Genomic DNA, 15,556 nt, shown 5'->3' with positions numbered 1-15,556 from the left:
GGTGTATTTTAAATAAAAGGATGTTGTTTAATGGCTGGATTACACCCAATTCTTGTTGTCGATGATGATTTAAAATTAATTGAAACATTATCAGAGCAGTTAGAAACAGATGGAGAATTTGATGTTCATGCTGTCAATACTGTTGAGGACGCAAAAGTTAAAATTTTAAAGTCTGACAAACATTTTGATGCAATTATTTTAGATGTTATGTTACCAGACGGGGATGGATGCGATTTATGTGCTTATTTACGAAGAGAAGGATGTAGAACGCCAATCATTTTATTGACTGGTTCAGATGAAGAAAACGATGTCGTTCGTGGTCTAGATGCGGGCGGGAATGATTATGTATCTAAACCATTTCGTATCGCAGAATTACTAGCTCGTCTGCGCGCACAAATGCGTATTTTTGAAAATAGTGAAGACGCCGTTTTTACGATTGGGCCTTATATTTTTAGACCATCAGCAAAGTTGCTACAAGAAAATAAAACCAATAAACGAATTAGACTAACAGAAAAAGAAGCAGCAATCCTGAAATTTTTATATCGTTCAGGTGCAAGACCTGTGCCTCGGCAAGTATTGTTAAATGAAGTGTGGGGATATAATTCTGCAGTTACAACCCATACACTTGAAACACATATTTACCGTTTGCGTCAGAAAATTGAACCAGATCCAACAAATGTGTCTCTTTTAGTAACAGAAGCTGGCGGGTATCGTTTAAGCTCTGTTACTGAACAAAAAAATGATTTCTAATTTGATATAGGAAATCCATAAATTTAATTTTAAATAGATGGATTTTCATTTAACTCTAGTAAAATAGGGACGTGATCTGATGGCTTTTCCCAGTTTCGAACCTCTTTAAAAACTTTTACTGTTTGAAGGTAGGGGGTCAGTGTAGGGGTAATCCATAAATGGTCAAGTCTACGTCCTCTATTGGATTTTTCCCAATCTTTGTTGCGATATGACCACCATGTATAGAGTTTTGCATCAGGTGGTGTGATTTTACGCATGGCATCAACAAATCCTGTTTCTAGCCATTGGGTAAGGTTTATTGTTTCAATAGGGGTATGACTAACAACTTTTAAAAGCTGTTTATGACTCCATACGTCATGCTCCAAGGGGGCGATATTTAAATCCCCAACCAAGATACTATTATGTGCTAAATTCGCTTTAAACCATTCGGTAACTTCATTCAAAAAATTTAATTTATGTAAAAATTTTGGATTAATATCAGGATCAGGTTCATCACCGCCAGCTGGAACATAAAAATTATGTAAAATTGTTGTTCGTCCCGCAAATTCAAACTCAACAGCTAAGTGACGACAATCAGCTTGATTACACCAATTTCGGGTTAAACTACTCTGTTTTATAGGATGTTTCGAAACAATGCAGACCCCATTATAACTTTTCATACCCTTATAAGCAATATAAGGATACCCTAGTGCAATAATATCATCTTGAGGAAACAAGGGATCAGGAACCTTTGTTTCTTGTAAACAAATAATATCTGGATCTGCCAGTTGAATTAGCTCTTTTAACAAAGGCAATCTCAACCTTAAAGAATTAATATTCCAGCTAATGATACGCATTATTGTATTTTCAATGATAGAGTAAAGGAACTATTGGTGATAATGATGATATTGCAACGTGTAATTTACAAATTTTTAATAGACTTTTAACATTTTTAAAATTTTTGTCCACTATATTCGATAATTTTTTTTTTGCATTCATTATTAATTATTCAAAATAATATCAGATTGTAGACCTTTTGTTTCTTAATAAAAAATATTTTAAATTCAATAGCTTATTAAAAGTGATTAATTTTTAGGCAATACATGATAAGGGTTGAAAAACTGCCTATTAAATCGATATATTAAATATTCATCCCTATAGTTATCCACAGAAACAGTGGAGAACTAAAATAACTGTTTTAAAACAAAGAAAAACCATATTTAGTAAAGAGCATTTTGATGACTCATCAAGAATTAGATCCAACTAATATCACAATAGGTGTGGTTGCTATTAAAAAAGCTTTAGAAACCATGCCCTCTGATTCTGGTGTTTACCGTATGCTGAATAAAGAAGGTGAGATTCTTTATGTTGGAAAAGCAAAAGATCTCAGAAAACGTGTTTATTCCTATACACAGTTAACACGTTTATCAGATCGTATTCGCCGGATGGTGCAACAAACAGCTTCTATGGAAATCATTACCACATATACCGAAGCAGAGGCACTATTACTGGAAGCTAACTTAATCAAAAGTTTTAAACCTAGATATAATATTTTACTGCGTGATGATAAAACCTATCCGTGGTTAATAATGAGCAAAGATAAATGGCCAAGAATTGATAAACATAGGGGTAAAACTTCTAAAATAAATAATTACTGGGGTCCATTCGCCTCTGCATGGGCGGTTAATCAAACTGTTGAATTATTACAAAAGATATTTTTACTTAGAACATGCACAGACGCTGTTTTTAACTCTCGTAAACGTCCATGTTTGTTATATCAGATAAAACGCTGTGCTGGCCCTTGTGATGACCGTATAGCGCCAGAAGAATATGCCCATTTGGTTGAACAAGCTAAAGCTTTTTTATCAGGACAAACAATAACAATTCAACAAGACTTAGCCCAACAAATGGAAAAAGCTGCAGCAGAAATGGAATATGAACGTGCAGCCGCGCTAAGAGATCGTATTCGCGCTTTTACTTATGTGCAGAGCAATGGCGTCATCAATCCAGGATCAATTGGCGACGCAGATGTTATTGCTGTTTACCAAATCGGTAACCAATGCTGCATCCAAGTATTTTTTATTAGAGGTGGGAGAAATAATGGAAATAGAGCTTTTTTCCCTACACAGATAGAAGGACAATCTGATGAAGAAATTATTTCTGCATTTATGGGTCAGTTTTACGAAAATAAACCACCACCATCACAGATTTTACTCAATATTCCTTTATCGGAAATGACATTAATGCGCAAAGCTTTAAGCCTTAAAGCAGGATATAAAGTAAACATATCAATTCCTCAAAAAGGGGAAAAGAAAGCCGTTATTGACCACGCTATTGAAAATGCCAAAGGTGCACTTGAACGTAAACTTGCAGAAACAGGCTCTCAACAAAAATTACTTGAGCAAGTGAGAGATCTTTTTAGCTTACCTAAAACGCCTCAACGAATTGAAATATATGATAATAGTCATTTAATGGGTACTCATGCTTATGGTGTGATGGTCGTTGCTGGTCCAGAAGGTTTTAATAAATCGGCATATCGGAAATTTAGCATCAAATCGTCTATCACTCCAGGGGATGATTTTGGTATGATGCGGGAAGTTTTTACTCGAAGATTTGCCAAAGGCAAACATACCGATCCTGAAAATTGGCCTGATATTTTATTAATTGATGGTGGGGCAGGTCAATTTTCAGCTGTTGATTCAATTTTGACAGAATTAGAAATTACAAATGTAAAATTAATTTGTATTGCCAAGGGGAAAGATCGTAATGCTGGACGTGAATGGTTTTTCACTCAAGATCAAGAACCTTTTCAATTGCCTAATCAAGATCCTGTTTTATATTATTTACAAAGATTAAGGGATGAAGCGCATCGCTTTGCAATTACCACACACAGAAGTGGGCGTTCAAAAGCCATACAACGTTCTGAACTAGACGATATTCCTGGTGTAGGATCTCATCGTAAACGTCTACTTTTAAATCATTTTGGATCAGCAAAGGCAGTTAAGAGTGCAAGTCTATCCGATATTCAAGCAATTCCTGGGTTTAATCAAGCAATGGCCGAGGTTATTTATGGTCATTTTCGACCAAATTGGCACAGAGAGGAAAAATAAAGTTTTAATATAGGATTTTTCGTATAAATAACGTATAACAAATAAAATATTTCGTTGACTTCGTCCATTTAAACCACCAGTCTGCATTGCGAAAATTATGTATATTAATTTACCTAATTGTTTGACCTTATCTCGTATCATAGTCATTCCCATATTGGCTGTATTGGTAATGATCCACTGCCCATTGACCGATTTTCTTGCTTGCATTTTATTTATTTTTGCAGGAATAACCGATTATCTTGATGGCAAGCTTGCTCGTGCATGGCAACAATTATCTGATCTTGGTCGAATGATGGATCCAATAGCAGATAAATTATTGGTAGGTGTATTACTGATTGTAATGGCAGGTTATGACCGTTTACCTTATGGTGGGTTAATTCCCGCAATGATTATATTAGCACGTGAAATTTTAGTAAGTGGCCTTAGAGAATTTTTAGCCTCATCTCAAATTGGCTTACCGGTAACACAATTATCTAAATGGAAAACAACCTTACAAATGATTGCGTTGGGATTTCTTTTAGCAGGGGATACTTCTGCAAATATGCTTGGTATTTCTTGGTTTCCCGTCAGCATGATAGGGGCTGTTTTGTTGTGGATTTCAGCTATTCTTACGATGATTACTGGATGGGAATATATTCAAACTGGATTAAGATTTGTTAGTAAACCATAAGATACGATATTCATCTAGTAATTTTTTTCTTGAGATTTTTTTACATAACAGGCAAATTGCAGTCTGTTTTGATTTTATTATAAGTTGGAGGCTATAGATGCGGAGTTATGCTGCTCTTATGGCAACGATGTTACTGCTTAGTGGTTGCTCTGGATTTGATAGATTTTTAGATGATACGGTAAGATTACCAGGGAGTAATCCTGAAGCTCCTCAAGGTAACTCTGAAAACATGATGAAAGTTCGTGGTGAAACTGTTGCTTCGACACCGATTCTTCCGCAAGGCGAAAATATTTGGCCATCTCGTCCTCCGGCTTTACCAACACTAAGTGACGTTGCAAATGATGAACAATCTTTTTCTTTGTCAGATTACAGCCATGCATTTGGTGCTGATGAAGATGTTGTGAAACATGAACAAGGTCAAAACCATTCTCTACCCTCTGACTTCCCAGAAGATGGCGACTTAAGTGCTGGTGAGAAGAATTTAATTAAGAATGGTGCCGCAATTAATACAATTAAAATCGACGAAGGGGCTTTACCTGACCATATTGATGACCACGCACCAAAATATATTGAAAAAAATATGAATGATGCTCCAATTATTATTCCAAATGGTGATGGAACAAATACGGTTATTAACTCAATGGGTAAAGTCTCAATTGTTCCAGATTCAAAAACGCCTAAAAGCAAAAAAAATAAAGATGAATCAGAGTCTACTTCAAAAGCAAACTCTGTCCATTCAAATGATCAAAAAGAAAAAACCGTTATTAAATAGCTCTTTCAATGATTATAATTGAATCAAGACCTCATATATTGCACGAGTTAATTGACTTAACTCGGCAGTTGTGATCGTAAAAGATGGGGTTAAATAGATAATATTTCTGAAAGGTCTAATCCAAACCTTATGTTGCAACAATTGTTTTTTGAGTAAATTCATATTCTTGATTTTATAGAGCTCTACAACACCGATAGCACCTTTTACTCTAACGTCTTTTACTACTTCTAATTGACGGCAAATTGATAATTCTTCTGATAGTTGCGCTTCTATTTTTTTGACATTATTCTTCCAATCATAGTGATTGAATAAATTTAAAGACGCATTAGCACAAGAACACGCTAAAGGATTAGCCATAAAGGTTGGTCCATGCATTAAGGCATGACTCTCTTTATCGGATAGAAAACCATTAAATATATGTTCTCTAGCAATTGTTGTTGCCAAAGCCATAGTTCCACCGCTAAGGGCTTTAGATAAGGTTATAATATCAGGAACGATGTCGGCTTGATTACATGCAAAAAGACTGCCTGTACGTCCTAGACCTGTAAAAATTTCATCAAAAATAAGCAAAATATTATAATGATCGGCTTGTTGACGTAAAAATAACAAAAGTTCTTGATCGTGAAATAACATTCCTCCAGCCCCTTGAACCAATGGTTCAATCAAGATTGCAGCAGTTTCTTGATGGTGATTTTCTAGAAAATGACTGAATTGCTGTTGTAGTTCCTTTGTTGTTGGCAAAGCAATAATATGCTGATGAGGTAACACGTCTTTAAATAAATGATGCATTCCTTCTTCTGGGTCACAAACTGCCATCGTTGCCATTGTATCCCCATGATACCCACCATAAAAGGACAGAATCTTTGTTTTGGCCATTTTATTTTGATTTAACCAAAATTGAATAGCCATTTTCATCGCGACTTCAACAGCAACAGAGCCCGATTCCGTAAAAAAAACTTTATTTAAATCCCCAGGCAATAATTCTGCTAGTTTCGTCGACAAACTGATTGCGGGTTCATGAATCATTCCACCAAACATAATATGTGGCATTTTTTGTAGCTGTTGCTGTACATGATTTGCAATATAAGGATGATTATATCCGTGACATGCTGTCCACCAAGAGGCAATACCGTCTATCAGTTCTGTACCATCTTGTAGTGTAATGACAGAGCCTTTTGTTTTTTCTGCAATTACAGGATTATTGCAAGTTTTCATTTGTGTATAAGGTAGCCAAATATTTTTAACCATTGAACCAGACATTTTCTTTGCATATAAAAGAGAAAGATTAAAAGTTAAAATTAACGAAATCTTTACACGAACTCAAACAGATTATTTTCATGAATTATTTCGACCATCTTTTTCAAGAGTCTTTATCTAAAAGAAAACAACAGGGAATACTTAGAAACCTGACGCCAATTGATGCGATAAGTTCTGTTCGGTTAAACTATCGAAATCAAGAATATCTTAATTTTTCGAGCAATGATTATCTCGGTCTATCTTTTAATCCATATTTGAAGCAGAAAAGCCAAGAATGGATTGAACAATATGGGGTTGGCTGTTCTGCTTCTCGTTTGGTAACCGGTCATACTTCATACCATGAAACAATAGAAGCTGATTTGGCAAAGTTCTTAGGCACTGAAGCAGCACTCATTTTTGCCTCTGGATGGCAAGCCAATGTTGCCGTAATCTCATGTTTATTAGAAAATTTGCCAAAGCCTGTATGGGTAATTACTGATAAACTCAATCATGCAAGCCTCCATTATGGCTGTAAAGCAGGACAAACGAAACAGATTCGTTTCCGTCATAATGATATGAAACACTTGCAAGAACGATTGGATTCTATACAAAATGAAAATGGCAGTAAATTAATTATTACTGAAACAATTTTTAGTATGGATGGTGATCAAGCTGACTTGCAAAGTTTAAGGAAGCTAGCTGATGAATATCAAGCCTTTTTATTCCTAGACGATGCACATGCTACAGGAGTGCTGGGGACACATGGACAAGGATTAGCATCCTCTTACGCAGATTTAACTATGGGCACATTCAGCAAAGCTTGGGGCAGTTTTGGGGCATATATTGCAGGCTCCAAAGTATTATGTGATTGGCTAATTAATTATTGCTCGGGTTTTATTCATACGACTGCTTTACCACCAGCAGTTAGCGGGAGTATTGCAGCAGCCTTAGAGTTGATCCCAACGTTGAATGCTGAACGTGACTACTTTCAAGCACAATGTTTATTGGTTAAACAACAATTGGTAGGATGGGGAGTGGATGTCGGAGATACGGTTTCTCAGATTATACCACTTATCGTTGGGTCTGCTGAAAATGCATTAGAAATCACGCAATTGTTGAGAGAGAAAAAAATATGGATCACACCAATCCGTCCACCAACCGTTCCTATTAATAGTAGTAGATTAAGATTGACCTTAAGTGCCGCACATCAGCCTAAAGATATTCAACATTTACTTGAGAAGATACATATGTTGATTAAACAAAAACCATTCTTATGGAAAAGAATATGATTCAAAAGTATCACTTACTATTCGTGCATGGATGGGGGTTTTCCAAAAATTTCTGGGAACCTGTTAGTTGCCTATTAAATGGATTCTCAAAAGAATATATTGATCTAGGGTTTGTAAATAATATATCAACATCAAGTGATGATATTTACGAACTTTCTCAACGAATTCCTAATACGATAGCGATAGGGCACTCTTTGGGTTTGTTATATTTATTAAAACAGTTTCCACATACATTTCATCATTATATAGCAATCAATAGTTTCCTACGTTTCTCGAAAGCCGAAAATTATTTATCCGGTGTTCCATCCCGTATTTTACAGCGAATGTCAAAAGGGATTGATAATGATGTTTATTCAGTGCTATCTCAATTTTATCAACAATGTCGATATGTTGGTAAGGTACCCAATCAAATGAATGCTTCTGCATTACAAACAGGGTTGGAAATTTTGGAAACCGAAGATTTTCGAAATGTTTTGCCTTCTATTACGGATAGACTAACTATAGTATCGTCCAAAAATGACCCTGTCGTATCTTCTGATATGACAGGAGGTTCTTTTAAATCCCATCCTATTCTTTGGATAGAAGATAATACCCATGCTCTTCCTATCTTTCAACCTGAAATTTGTGCCAAAATCATTAAAGATATTGCGTTGAAATCATGAATTCTTATAAACAAAAAATTATCCATTCTTTTGACAACGCTGAATCCTATGAACAATCAGCCCATATTCAAAAGATTGTTGTAAAGCGGTTAGTCAGCTTTATTAAAACAATAGACATCGATTTTTCTCGGCCTATATCGATATTAGAAATCGGCTGCGGAACAGGTTTCTTAACCCAATATTTAATTAAATTATTTCCGAAGGCTCAATTTTTAATTACCGATATTTCTGTTCACATGGTTGAACGGGTCAAAGAGAAATATAATAACAATCTAAATATTGAATTCAAAGTGATGGATGGAGAAGCGATTGATCTGGAGCAATCTTTTGATCTTATTGTTTCCAGCCTTGCATTTCAATGGTTTGAGAATTTAGAGCAATCATTACAATCAATTACAGCATTATTAAACCCCAATGGATATTTAGTATGTTCTACATTGGCTCAAAAGAGCTTTGAAGAATGGCGTCAACTATATACTCAGAATCATTGTCATTATTCTTTTCAATCCTATCCTGATGTAAAAACCCTAGAATCTTATTGGCCCTCTAAAGTTGGTGGTGGTTTTTGGCAGGCCGAAACCATTATAGAATCAGTTGAAAATGGAATTGATTTTATTAAAGGGCTGCGTAACATTGGCGCCCATACTTCTTCTAACATGCACAAACCATTATCAGCAGGACAATTGCGCAAGATTATTGCCCAATTTGATCTTAATTATGGATATACGACCTATGAAGTGGCTTTGGGTAGTTTTAGACGATATGCAGCAAAGGGATTTTTTGTCACAGGCACAGATACAGATGTTGGTAAAACCTTTGTGTCGGCATGTTTAACTAAAGCATTAAACGCAACCTATTGGAAACCGATGCAAACAGGGCTGAAGAGCGATTTTGGTGATAGCAAAACAGTTCAAATACTAGCACAAACCCGTGATAATCAGATAATCCCACCACTAGTAGCCTTACAAGAACCCTTATCTCCAGAAGCAGCAGCTAAACTCGAAGGGTTTCAATTAGATATTAACAAACTAGATTTCTTTCTAGCAACTCAAAATAGACCTTATATTGTTGAAGGAGCAGGGGGAGTTTTGGTTCCTATCGCAGACTCTCAATATATGATCCAAATGATGAGAAAAGTGAATTTACCTGTTGTGATTGTTGCAAGAACCGAATTAGGAACATTAAACCATACCCTTTTGACAATCGAGAGCTTAAGAAACCATCATATTCCTATTGCTGGGGTAATTTTGAATGGTAATCAAAACCTGGCTAATAAAGAAGCAATAGAACGTCATGGAAATATTAAGGTGATTGCAGAGGTTCCACGAATGGATCAGATTACCGATCAATTTATTGCTCAATTTAAACAAGAAATCACATTATTTTATTAGAGTTATTGAATAATTTATAGTATAAAGAACATCAACAGGGATTTATGATTTGATATCATTTGACAAATGATAAAAAAATTGTATGAAAATAACAGGATTTTAAGATTTAACTTGATCTTTTTATAAAATATAAGCATTTAGTATAAAAGCAATATTTTAATACAAAGATAAGCTGATCAAAACGAGGATGTAATGGCTAAAAGTAACACAATTCAAATTAAATTACTTTCAACTGCTGAAACAGGTTTTTTCTATGTAACCAGAAAGAATGCAAGAGCACATACTGGTAAAATGGAATTAAAAAAATACGATCCAGTTGTTCGTAAACATGTTGTTTTCCGTGAAGCAAAAATTAAATAATTTTTCTCTACGAAATTGAACAAATAAAAAAGCTGGGCAATTTTATTTGCGCCAGCTTTTTTTATGCCTTGGATATATAACGCATCTTAATAGAGATGATCATTTGCTTTATAAGGTATGATAATTTCATTTTCCTGTGAAAAACTTAACATGACGCGAGTGCGTTCATCTAATAGATCTTTGTCTAAATGACCTTCTTTTAACCCAATAACTCTTCTACCCCAAGTTTGCTGCTCTGAGATAGCGTCTTGTTGAGCTTGTTCAGCTTCAACCAATAGTTTTTGCTGAACATAATAGCTTTTTAATCCATGGTCGCCATTTAAGGTATTCCACATAAAAAAGCCAGTGAGGCTTAAAAAGAAAATAGGGGGAATAACTGATTTAACTAGTTTTTTAACAAAATGAAAAAAACGCATTCGATATTCCCTTAAATGATTCTATATAGTGACAAAATCGGAAATAATCTAATTGTTCCGATTTTGTCAAGCATTTGATTACAAAATTTCTAATGCTTTAAATGCGTTACGACCAGCATATCTTGCTGCATTACCCAAATCTTCTTCAATTCTAATCAATTGATTATATTTGGCAATACGATCTGAACGAGACAAAGAACCTGTCTTGATCTGACCTGCATTGGTTGCCACAGCTAAATCTGCAATGGTTGCATCTTCTGTTTCACCTGAACGATGGCTGACTACCGTTGAATAACCATGACGATGAGCCAATTCCATCGCTCTGAATGTTTCAGTTAATGTTCCAATTTGGTTAACTTTAACTAATAAAGAATTTGCAATATTTTGTTTAATGCCCTTTGCAAGTCTTGTAGGGTTGGTAACAAATAAATCATCGCCAACAAGTTGGATTTTGTTTCCTAATTTTTGGGTCATTTCTGCCCAACCTTCCCAGTCATCTTCAGCACATCCATCTTCAGCTGAAATAATGGGGAAATTGTTACAAAGACCAACGATATAATCGACCATTTCACTTGAGCTGAAGATTTTTCCTTCGCCAGTCATGTTATATTTGCCATCTTTATAAAATTCAGATGAGGCAAGATCTAAAGCTAATGAAATTTCTTCGCCAGGTTTATAGCCAGCTTTTTCAATCGCTTTCATAATATGTTCTAATGCTTCATGTGCAGACTTAAGGTTAGGGGCGAAACCACCTTCATCACCAACGCTCGTATTTAACCCTGCTGCATGTAAATCTTTTTTAAGCGCTTGGAAAACTTCTGCACCCATTCTGACAGCTTCAGCGATAGAAGATGCACCATGAGGAACAATCATAAATTCTTGAATATCAATAGGATTGTCTGCATGTTTACCGCCATTAACGATATTCATCATGGGAACTGGTAATACGTGAGAATAAGGAGAGCCAAGATAACGATATAAAGGAATACCTAATTCTTCAGCAGATGCCTTCGCAGTTGCCATTGAAACACCCAAAGTCGCATTCGCACCCAAACGACCTTTGTTTGGTGTACCATCGAGCTCAATCATCACTTCATCAACAAGCATTTGATCTAGTGATTCAATACCTACTAATGCTTCTAGGATTTCGCTATTAACATTATTAACAGCTTTTAAAACACCTTTACCAAAATAACGGTTTTTATCATCATCACGAAGTTCAACGGCTTCATGAACGCCAGTAGATGCACCAGAAGGTACTGCTGCACGTCCAACAACACCGCTTTCTAATTCAACATCAACTTCGATGGTTGGTGTGCCACGACTATCGAGAATTTCACGTGCTACGATGTCAATAATTGCACTCATTTTTTATCCTAACGTATAAAAGTGTTAAAAATTATCGAAAATAAAATCACATGAATCTAATATTGCTGAAACTTGATTATTAAGCAATATTAAAGCATATGTATTAGCAAAGGAACTTTGTTAAATGAGTATTACTATAGTTAAAAAATTATTTTTTTGCTAGATAGTCAATAATTTATTTTAGAAACATAATTATAAGTTTGAGGAATGATATAATGAAACAAATACCTCTTTTACCATTTTTACTGGGGGTATTATCACCTATTCCACTAGTGATGATGGTGTTAATAATGATGTTTTATTCACCACAAACAATGTTACCTATATTATTACCAGCTTTCGTAGGATATGCGACAATTATATTGTCATTTATTGGAGGAATTAATTGGATTCTTTCGATGCAAAAACCCGTGATTTTGTTGGATAATAATGTTAACACGATTGATAAAAAACGGTTATCGATCGCTGTGGTGCCTTGTTTATTTGGTGAATTGGCTATTATCTTAACTGCTTATCATAAATGGTCTATGGCCATATTATTTCTTATTATCGGGTTTGCAGCCACCTTATTTTTGGAAAGAAATTCCTATTTACCGTCAGAGCAGCCCGCCGGTTATCGAACGATGAGATGGCTAACAACATTTGTTATTCAGCTGTGCCTCATCGGTGCGGTAATTTCTAGAACTCCTTGGTAATCCGATCAATTTGAACCAATTTCTGTAAAAGTGCAGGTAAGTCATCTAATTTAATCATATTAGGACCATCACTTGGGGCATTGTCCGGATCTTCGTGCGTTTCCACAAATAATGCAGCCACACCAACAGCCATAGCAGCTTTGGCAAGGTAACTGACAAATTCACGTTGGCCACCAGAGGAATTACCCATTCCACCAGGTTGTTGAACGGAATGAGTCGCATCAAATACAACGGGATATCCCGTTTGCGCCATAATCGGCAAACCGCGCATATCGCTGACTAATGTATTATATCCAAAAGAAGTTCCTCGATCACACAACAAGATTTTCTCGTTTCCTGAAGATGCAATTTTATCAGCAACATTTCTCATATCCCATGGAGCTAAAAACTGACCTTTTTTAACATTAATTACTTTATTTGTTTGTGCAGCAGCGATTAATAAGTCAGTTTGACGGCACAAAAAAGCAGGGATCTGCAAAATATCAGCGACCAAAGCCACTTTATCGCATTGCTCAGGTAAATGAATGTCCGTAAGAATCGGCAGTCCCAATTTAACCTTAACTTCATTTAATATTTCAAGGCCTTGTTCCATCCCAAGGCCTCTCTGAGTCTTTATGCTGGTGCGATTTGCTTTGTCAAAAGAACTTTTATAAATCAATCCAATATGTTGCTCTTCGCAAATCTCTTTCAATCTTTGTGCAGTTTTTAAAGCATGCTCCAGAGATTCAATCTGACATGGCCCTGCAATCAATGTAAAAGGAAGATTATTGGCGATGGTTAAAGAGCCAACTTGAACTGATTTATTCAAATTCATTTTGATTTTTCCTGTTTAATCGCAGCTTCAATGAAGCCCGAAAATAATGGATGAGGGGCGAATGGTTTTGATTTTAATTCTGGGTGATATTGCACCGCAATGAACCAAGGATGATTTTCATATTCGACCACCTCTGGCAACACTTTATCAGGGGAGAGACCAGAAAACTTTAATCCAGCACGTTCAATTTGTTCTTGATAATGTATATTAACTTCGTAACGATGGCGGTGACGTTCATGAATGGTCGTACTACCGTACATTGCCGCAACTTTTGAATCAGGTGTAAGCTCGGCAGTATATGCTCCAAGACGCATGGTACCCCCCATATTATCACCAGAATAACGACGCTTAACTTGTCCAGAATCAATCCATTCTGTTAATAAGCCGACCAGAGGTTCATCTGTCGGGCCAAATTCCGATGATGAAGCTTTAGGTAAACCAGCAAGATTTCTTGCACACTCAACCACAGCCATTTGCATACCAAAACAAATACCTAGAAACGGAATATTGTTTTCTCGAGCATAACGAATAGCTTTGATCTTACCTTCGCTACCTCGTTCACCAAATCCACCAGGGACCAAAATCGCATTTGAATTTACAAAAAAACTGCTTGTATCTTCTGAATCTTCTAAATCTTCAGCTTTGATCCAATTAATATTGACTTTGACTCTATGGGCTATGCCACCGTGAAGTAAAGCCTCGATCAAAGATTTATAACTATCGAGTAAAGCAGTATATTTACCAACAATTGAAACGGTTACTTCGCTTTCTGGATTTCTGAGCGCATCTAGAATTTTATACCATTTACTCAGATCTGGTTCTTTATCATAAGGAAGATTGAAATGACGAAGAACTTCTGTATCTAAACCTTCTTTATGATATTCGATTGGACAACCATAAATTGTATCTACGTCGAGTGCAGGGACTACAGACTCAGTTCTGACATTACAAAAATTAGCTATTTTTTGTCGTTCGTGCTTTGGTATAGTACGATCACAGCGACATAATAAGATTTGAGGCTGAATCCCAACATTTTGAAGCTCTTTAACTGAATGCTGCGTTGGTTTCGTTTTTAATTCGCCAGCAGAAGCAATCCATGGAACCAAAGTCAAATGCATGAAAAGCGTTTGCTCATTACCTAAATCATTTCGAAGTTGACGAATAGCTTCTAGGAAGGGTAGACTTTCGATATCACCAACTGTTCCACCGATCTCAACTAACATGAAATCAACTTCATCAGCATCTTGTAAAATAACTGATTTAATCGCATTGGTAATATGAGGGATGACTTGTACAGTTGCACCCAGATAATCCCCACGTCGTTCACGCATCATGACATCTGAGTAAATTCGTCCAGAAGTTGCGTTATCATGACGTGTTGCATCAACCCCAGTAAATCGTTCATAATGCCCCAAATCTAGATCTGTTTCAGCACCATCATTCGTGACAAAAACTTCACCATGCTGATAAGGGCTCATGGTGCCTGGATCGACATTTAAATAAGGATCTAATTTTCTTAAACGAACAGAATAACCACGTGCTTGCAATAAACTTGCCAACGCAGCAGAGGCGATGCCTTTCCCTAATGAGGAAACCACACCACCAGTAATAAACACAAATCGCGTCATGAAGCCTTCTTTATATTGATCTAACTAGAGTTAATTATATAGATGTTAAATAAAATTATTTATTTGGTGTTGTTTTCTCAGTTTGTTGAGGCTGAGGTTGTGGTTGAGCAGCAGGTTTTGGTTGTGATTGACTTGTTTGTTGTGGAACGATATCTAAAAGACTTTTTCTTTTATCTTGTGCTTCATTTTTATATAAAATAGCAATAACGATACATAACACCATAAAAGCCGCTGCCAATATACCTGTGGTACGTGTTAACAAATTTGTTGTACCACGCCCAGTCATAAAAGAACCCATTCCTTGACTGCTTCCGATACCTAAACCACCACCTTCGCTACGTTGAATTAATACAACGCCAATCAATGCAAGAGTAACCAATAATTGTACAATTAGAAGAATAGTCATCATGTGTTTA

General features: G+C 35.9%; 16 protein-coding genes. 9 read left to right on the top strand and 7 right to left on the bottom strand.

The genetic code is table 11. The features are described from left to right. The first annotated feature begins 30 nt into the window (after window positions 1-30). A complete protein-coding gene (locus PQG52_RS04125; RefSeq protein WP_271828046.1) occupies window positions 31-750 on the top strand; it encodes a response regulator transcription factor in 720 nt (239 codons plus the stop codon). A 29-nt stretch (window positions 751-779) separates the two neighbouring features. Here the strand turns inward: PQG52_RS04125 and xth are convergent, their stop codons facing one another. Further along, window positions 780-1,586 carry an exodeoxyribonuclease III gene (gene xth / locus PQG52_RS04120; protein WP_271828045.1) on the bottom strand — a complete coding sequence of 269 codons (807 nt, stop codon included), beginning with the start codon at window positions 1,584-1,586 and terminating at the stop codon, window positions 780-782. Window positions 1,587-1,967: 381 nt separating this feature from the next. On the opposite strand from xth, the gene uvrC reads away from it, so the two are divergent. From uvrC to PQG52_RS04105, 3 genes are all read left to right on the top strand, one after another. Then, entirely contained in the window at window positions 1,968-3,839 is a 1,872-nt protein-coding gene (gene uvrC / locus PQG52_RS04115) for an excinuclease ABC subunit UvrC (protein ID WP_271828044.1), read from the top strand. 97 nt (window positions 3,840-3,936) lie between these two features. Then, entirely contained in the window at window positions 3,937-4,509 is a 573-nt protein-coding gene (gene pgsA, locus PQG52_RS04110; protein ID WP_271828043.1) for a CDP-diacylglycerol--glycerol-3-phosphate 3-phosphatidyltransferase, read from the top strand. 97 nt (window positions 4,510-4,606) lie between these two features. Next, on the top strand, window positions 4,607-5,281 hold the full coding sequence (locus tag PQG52_RS04105) for a hypothetical protein (RefSeq protein WP_271828042.1): 675 nt from the start codon (window positions 4,607-4,609) through the stop codon (window positions 5,279-5,281). 12 nt (window positions 5,282-5,293) lie between these two features. On the opposite strand, the gene PQG52_RS04100 is transcribed toward PQG52_RS04105, so the two are convergent. Continuing rightward, a complete protein-coding gene (locus tag PQG52_RS04100) occupies window positions 5,294-6,541 on the bottom strand; it encodes an adenosylmethionine--8-amino-7-oxononanoate transaminase (RefSeq protein ID WP_271828040.1) in 1,248 nt (415 codons plus the stop codon). A 77-nt stretch (window positions 6,542-6,618) separates the two neighbouring features. On the opposite strand from PQG52_RS04100, the gene PQG52_RS04095 reads away from it, so the two are divergent. The 4 genes from PQG52_RS04095 (at window position 6,619) to rpmG (ending at window position 10,219) form a co-directional block, all read left to right on the top strand. Beyond that, window positions 6,619-7,806 (top strand): aminotransferase class I/II-fold pyridoxal phosphate-dependent enzyme, encoded by a 1,188-nt coding sequence (locus PQG52_RS04095; protein ID WP_271828039.1) that lies wholly within the window; start codon window positions 6,619-6,621, stop codon window positions 7,804-7,806. Continuing rightward, on the top strand, window positions 7,803-8,468 hold the full coding sequence (locus PQG52_RS04090; RefSeq protein ID WP_271828038.1) for an alpha/beta fold hydrolase: 666 nt from the start codon (window positions 7,803-7,805) through the stop codon (window positions 8,466-8,468). Before PQG52_RS04095 ends, PQG52_RS04090 begins: the two co-directional genes overlap by 4 nt. Then, window positions 8,465-9,859 carry a dethiobiotin synthase gene (gene bioD / locus PQG52_RS04085; RefSeq protein WP_271828037.1) on the top strand — a complete coding sequence of 465 codons (1,395 nt, stop codon included), beginning with the start codon at window positions 8,465-8,467 and terminating at the stop codon, window positions 9,857-9,859. The genes PQG52_RS04090 and bioD overlap by 4 nt, the downstream gene beginning before the upstream one ends. A gap of 192 nt (window positions 9,860-10,051) precedes the next feature. Beyond that, window positions 10,052-10,219 carry a 50S ribosomal protein L33 gene (gene rpmG / locus PQG52_RS04080; RefSeq protein ID WP_008853818.1) on the top strand — a complete coding sequence of 56 codons (168 nt, stop codon included), beginning with the start codon at window positions 10,052-10,054 and terminating at the stop codon, window positions 10,217-10,219. Between the two features lie 86 nt (window positions 10,220-10,305). Here rpmG and PQG52_RS04075 read toward each other — a convergent pair whose 3' ends face one another. Next, window positions 10,306-10,635, bottom strand: a complete 330-nt coding sequence (locus PQG52_RS04075; RefSeq protein ID WP_271828035.1) for an FtsB family cell division protein — start codon at window positions 10,633-10,635, stop codon at window positions 10,306-10,308. A 78-nt stretch (window positions 10,636-10,713) separates the two neighbouring features. Further along, the gene (gene eno, locus PQG52_RS04070) at window positions 10,714-12,003 is read right to left on the bottom strand and encodes a phosphopyruvate hydratase (RefSeq protein ID WP_271801346.1); all 1,290 of its coding nucleotides are present in this window, start codon (window positions 12,001-12,003) and stop codon (window positions 10,714-10,716) included. A gap of 215 nt (window positions 12,004-12,218) precedes the next feature. On the opposite strand from eno, the gene PQG52_RS04065 reads away from it, so the two are divergent. After that, window positions 12,219-12,698 (top strand): DUF3429 domain-containing protein, encoded by a 480-nt coding sequence (locus PQG52_RS04065; RefSeq protein ID WP_271828034.1) that lies wholly within the window; start codon window positions 12,219-12,221, stop codon window positions 12,696-12,698. Here the strand turns inward: PQG52_RS04065 and kdsA are convergent. Genes kdsA through secG form a run of 3 tightly spaced genes read right to left on the bottom strand, consistent with a single transcriptional unit; the run spans window position 12,682 to window position 15,549 of the window. Beyond that, window positions 12,682-13,512, bottom strand: a complete 831-nt coding sequence (kdsA, locus tag PQG52_RS04060; protein WP_271828033.1) for a 3-deoxy-8-phosphooctulonate synthase — start codon at window positions 13,510-13,512, stop codon at window positions 12,682-12,684. The two genes, PQG52_RS04065 and kdsA, sit on opposite strands and share 17 nt — an antisense overlap. Continuing rightward, the gene (locus PQG52_RS04055) at window positions 13,509-15,140 is read right to left on the bottom strand and encodes a CTP synthase (RefSeq protein WP_271788735.1); all 1,632 of its coding nucleotides are present in this window, start codon (window positions 15,138-15,140) and stop codon (window positions 13,509-13,511) included. Before PQG52_RS04055 ends, kdsA begins: the two co-directional genes overlap by 4 nt. Window positions 15,141-15,195: 55 nt before the next feature. Then, window positions 15,196-15,549: a preprotein translocase subunit SecG gene (gene secG / locus PQG52_RS04050; protein ID WP_271788736.1), complete on the bottom strand. Its 354-nt coding sequence runs from the start codon at window positions 15,547-15,549 to the stop codon at window positions 15,196-15,198. Window positions 15,550-15,556 lie beyond the last annotated feature (7 nt).

Origin of the sequence: Commensalibacter communis, from assembly GCF_947179105.1 — a bacterium.
In the GTDB taxonomy this organism is placed as follows: Bacteria; Pseudomonadota; Alphaproteobacteria; order Acetobacterales; family Acetobacteraceae; genus Commensalibacter; species Commensalibacter communis.
Note: the sequence above shows the minus strand (reverse complement) of the source record. Positions and strands in the feature narration are given on the sequence as shown.

Excerpts from the sequence above, each read along its gene's own strand:
- PQG52_RS04125 (WP_271828046.1), top strand. The coding sequence starts at position 31 with ATGGCTGGATTACACCCAATTCTTGTTGTCGATGATGATTTAAAATTA.
- xth (WP_271828045.1), bottom strand. The coding sequence starts at position 1,586 with ATGCGTATCATTAGCTGGAATATTAATTCTTTAAGGTTGAGATTGCCT.
- uvrC (WP_271828044.1), top strand. The coding sequence starts at position 1,968 with ATGACTCATCAAGAATTAGATCCAACTAATATCACAATAGGTGTGGTT.
- pgsA (WP_271828043.1), top strand. The coding sequence starts at position 3,937 with ATGTATATTAATTTACCTAATTGTTTGACCTTATCTCGTATCATAGTC.
- PQG52_RS04105 (WP_271828042.1), top strand. The coding sequence starts at position 4,607 with ATGCGGAGTTATGCTGCTCTTATGGCAACGATGTTACTGCTTAGTGGT.
- PQG52_RS04100 (WP_271828040.1), bottom strand. The coding sequence starts at position 6,541 with ATGTCTGGTTCAATGGTTAAAAATATTTGGCTACCTTATACACAAATG.
- PQG52_RS04095 (WP_271828039.1), top strand. The coding sequence starts at position 6,619 with ATGAATTATTTCGACCATCTTTTTCAAGAGTCTTTATCTAAAAGAAAA.
- PQG52_RS04090 (WP_271828038.1), top strand. The coding sequence starts at position 7,803 with ATGATTCAAAAGTATCACTTACTATTCGTGCATGGATGGGGGTTTTCC.
- bioD (WP_271828037.1), top strand. The coding sequence starts at position 8,465 with ATGAATTCTTATAAACAAAAAATTATCCATTCTTTTGACAACGCTGAA.
- rpmG (WP_008853818.1), top strand. The coding sequence starts at position 10,052 with ATGGCTAAAAGTAACACAATTCAAATTAAATTACTTTCAACTGCTGAA.
- PQG52_RS04075 (WP_271828035.1), bottom strand. The coding sequence starts at position 10,635 with ATGCGTTTTTTTCATTTTGTTAAAAAACTAGTTAAATCAGTTATTCCC.
- eno (WP_271801346.1), bottom strand. The coding sequence starts at position 12,003 with ATGAGTGCAATTATTGACATCGTAGCACGTGAAATTCTCGATAGTCGT.
- PQG52_RS04065 (WP_271828034.1), top strand. The coding sequence starts at position 12,219 with ATGAAACAAATACCTCTTTTACCATTTTTACTGGGGGTATTATCACCT.
- kdsA (WP_271828033.1), bottom strand. The coding sequence starts at position 13,512 with ATGAATTTGAATAAATCAGTTCAAGTTGGCTCTTTAACCATCGCCAAT.
- PQG52_RS04055 (WP_271788735.1), bottom strand. The coding sequence starts at position 15,140 with ATGACGCGATTTGTGTTTATTACTGGTGGTGTGGTTTCCTCATTAGGG.
- secG (WP_271788736.1), bottom strand. The coding sequence starts at position 15,549 with ATGATGACTATTCTTCTAATTGTACAATTATTGGTTACTCTTGCATTG.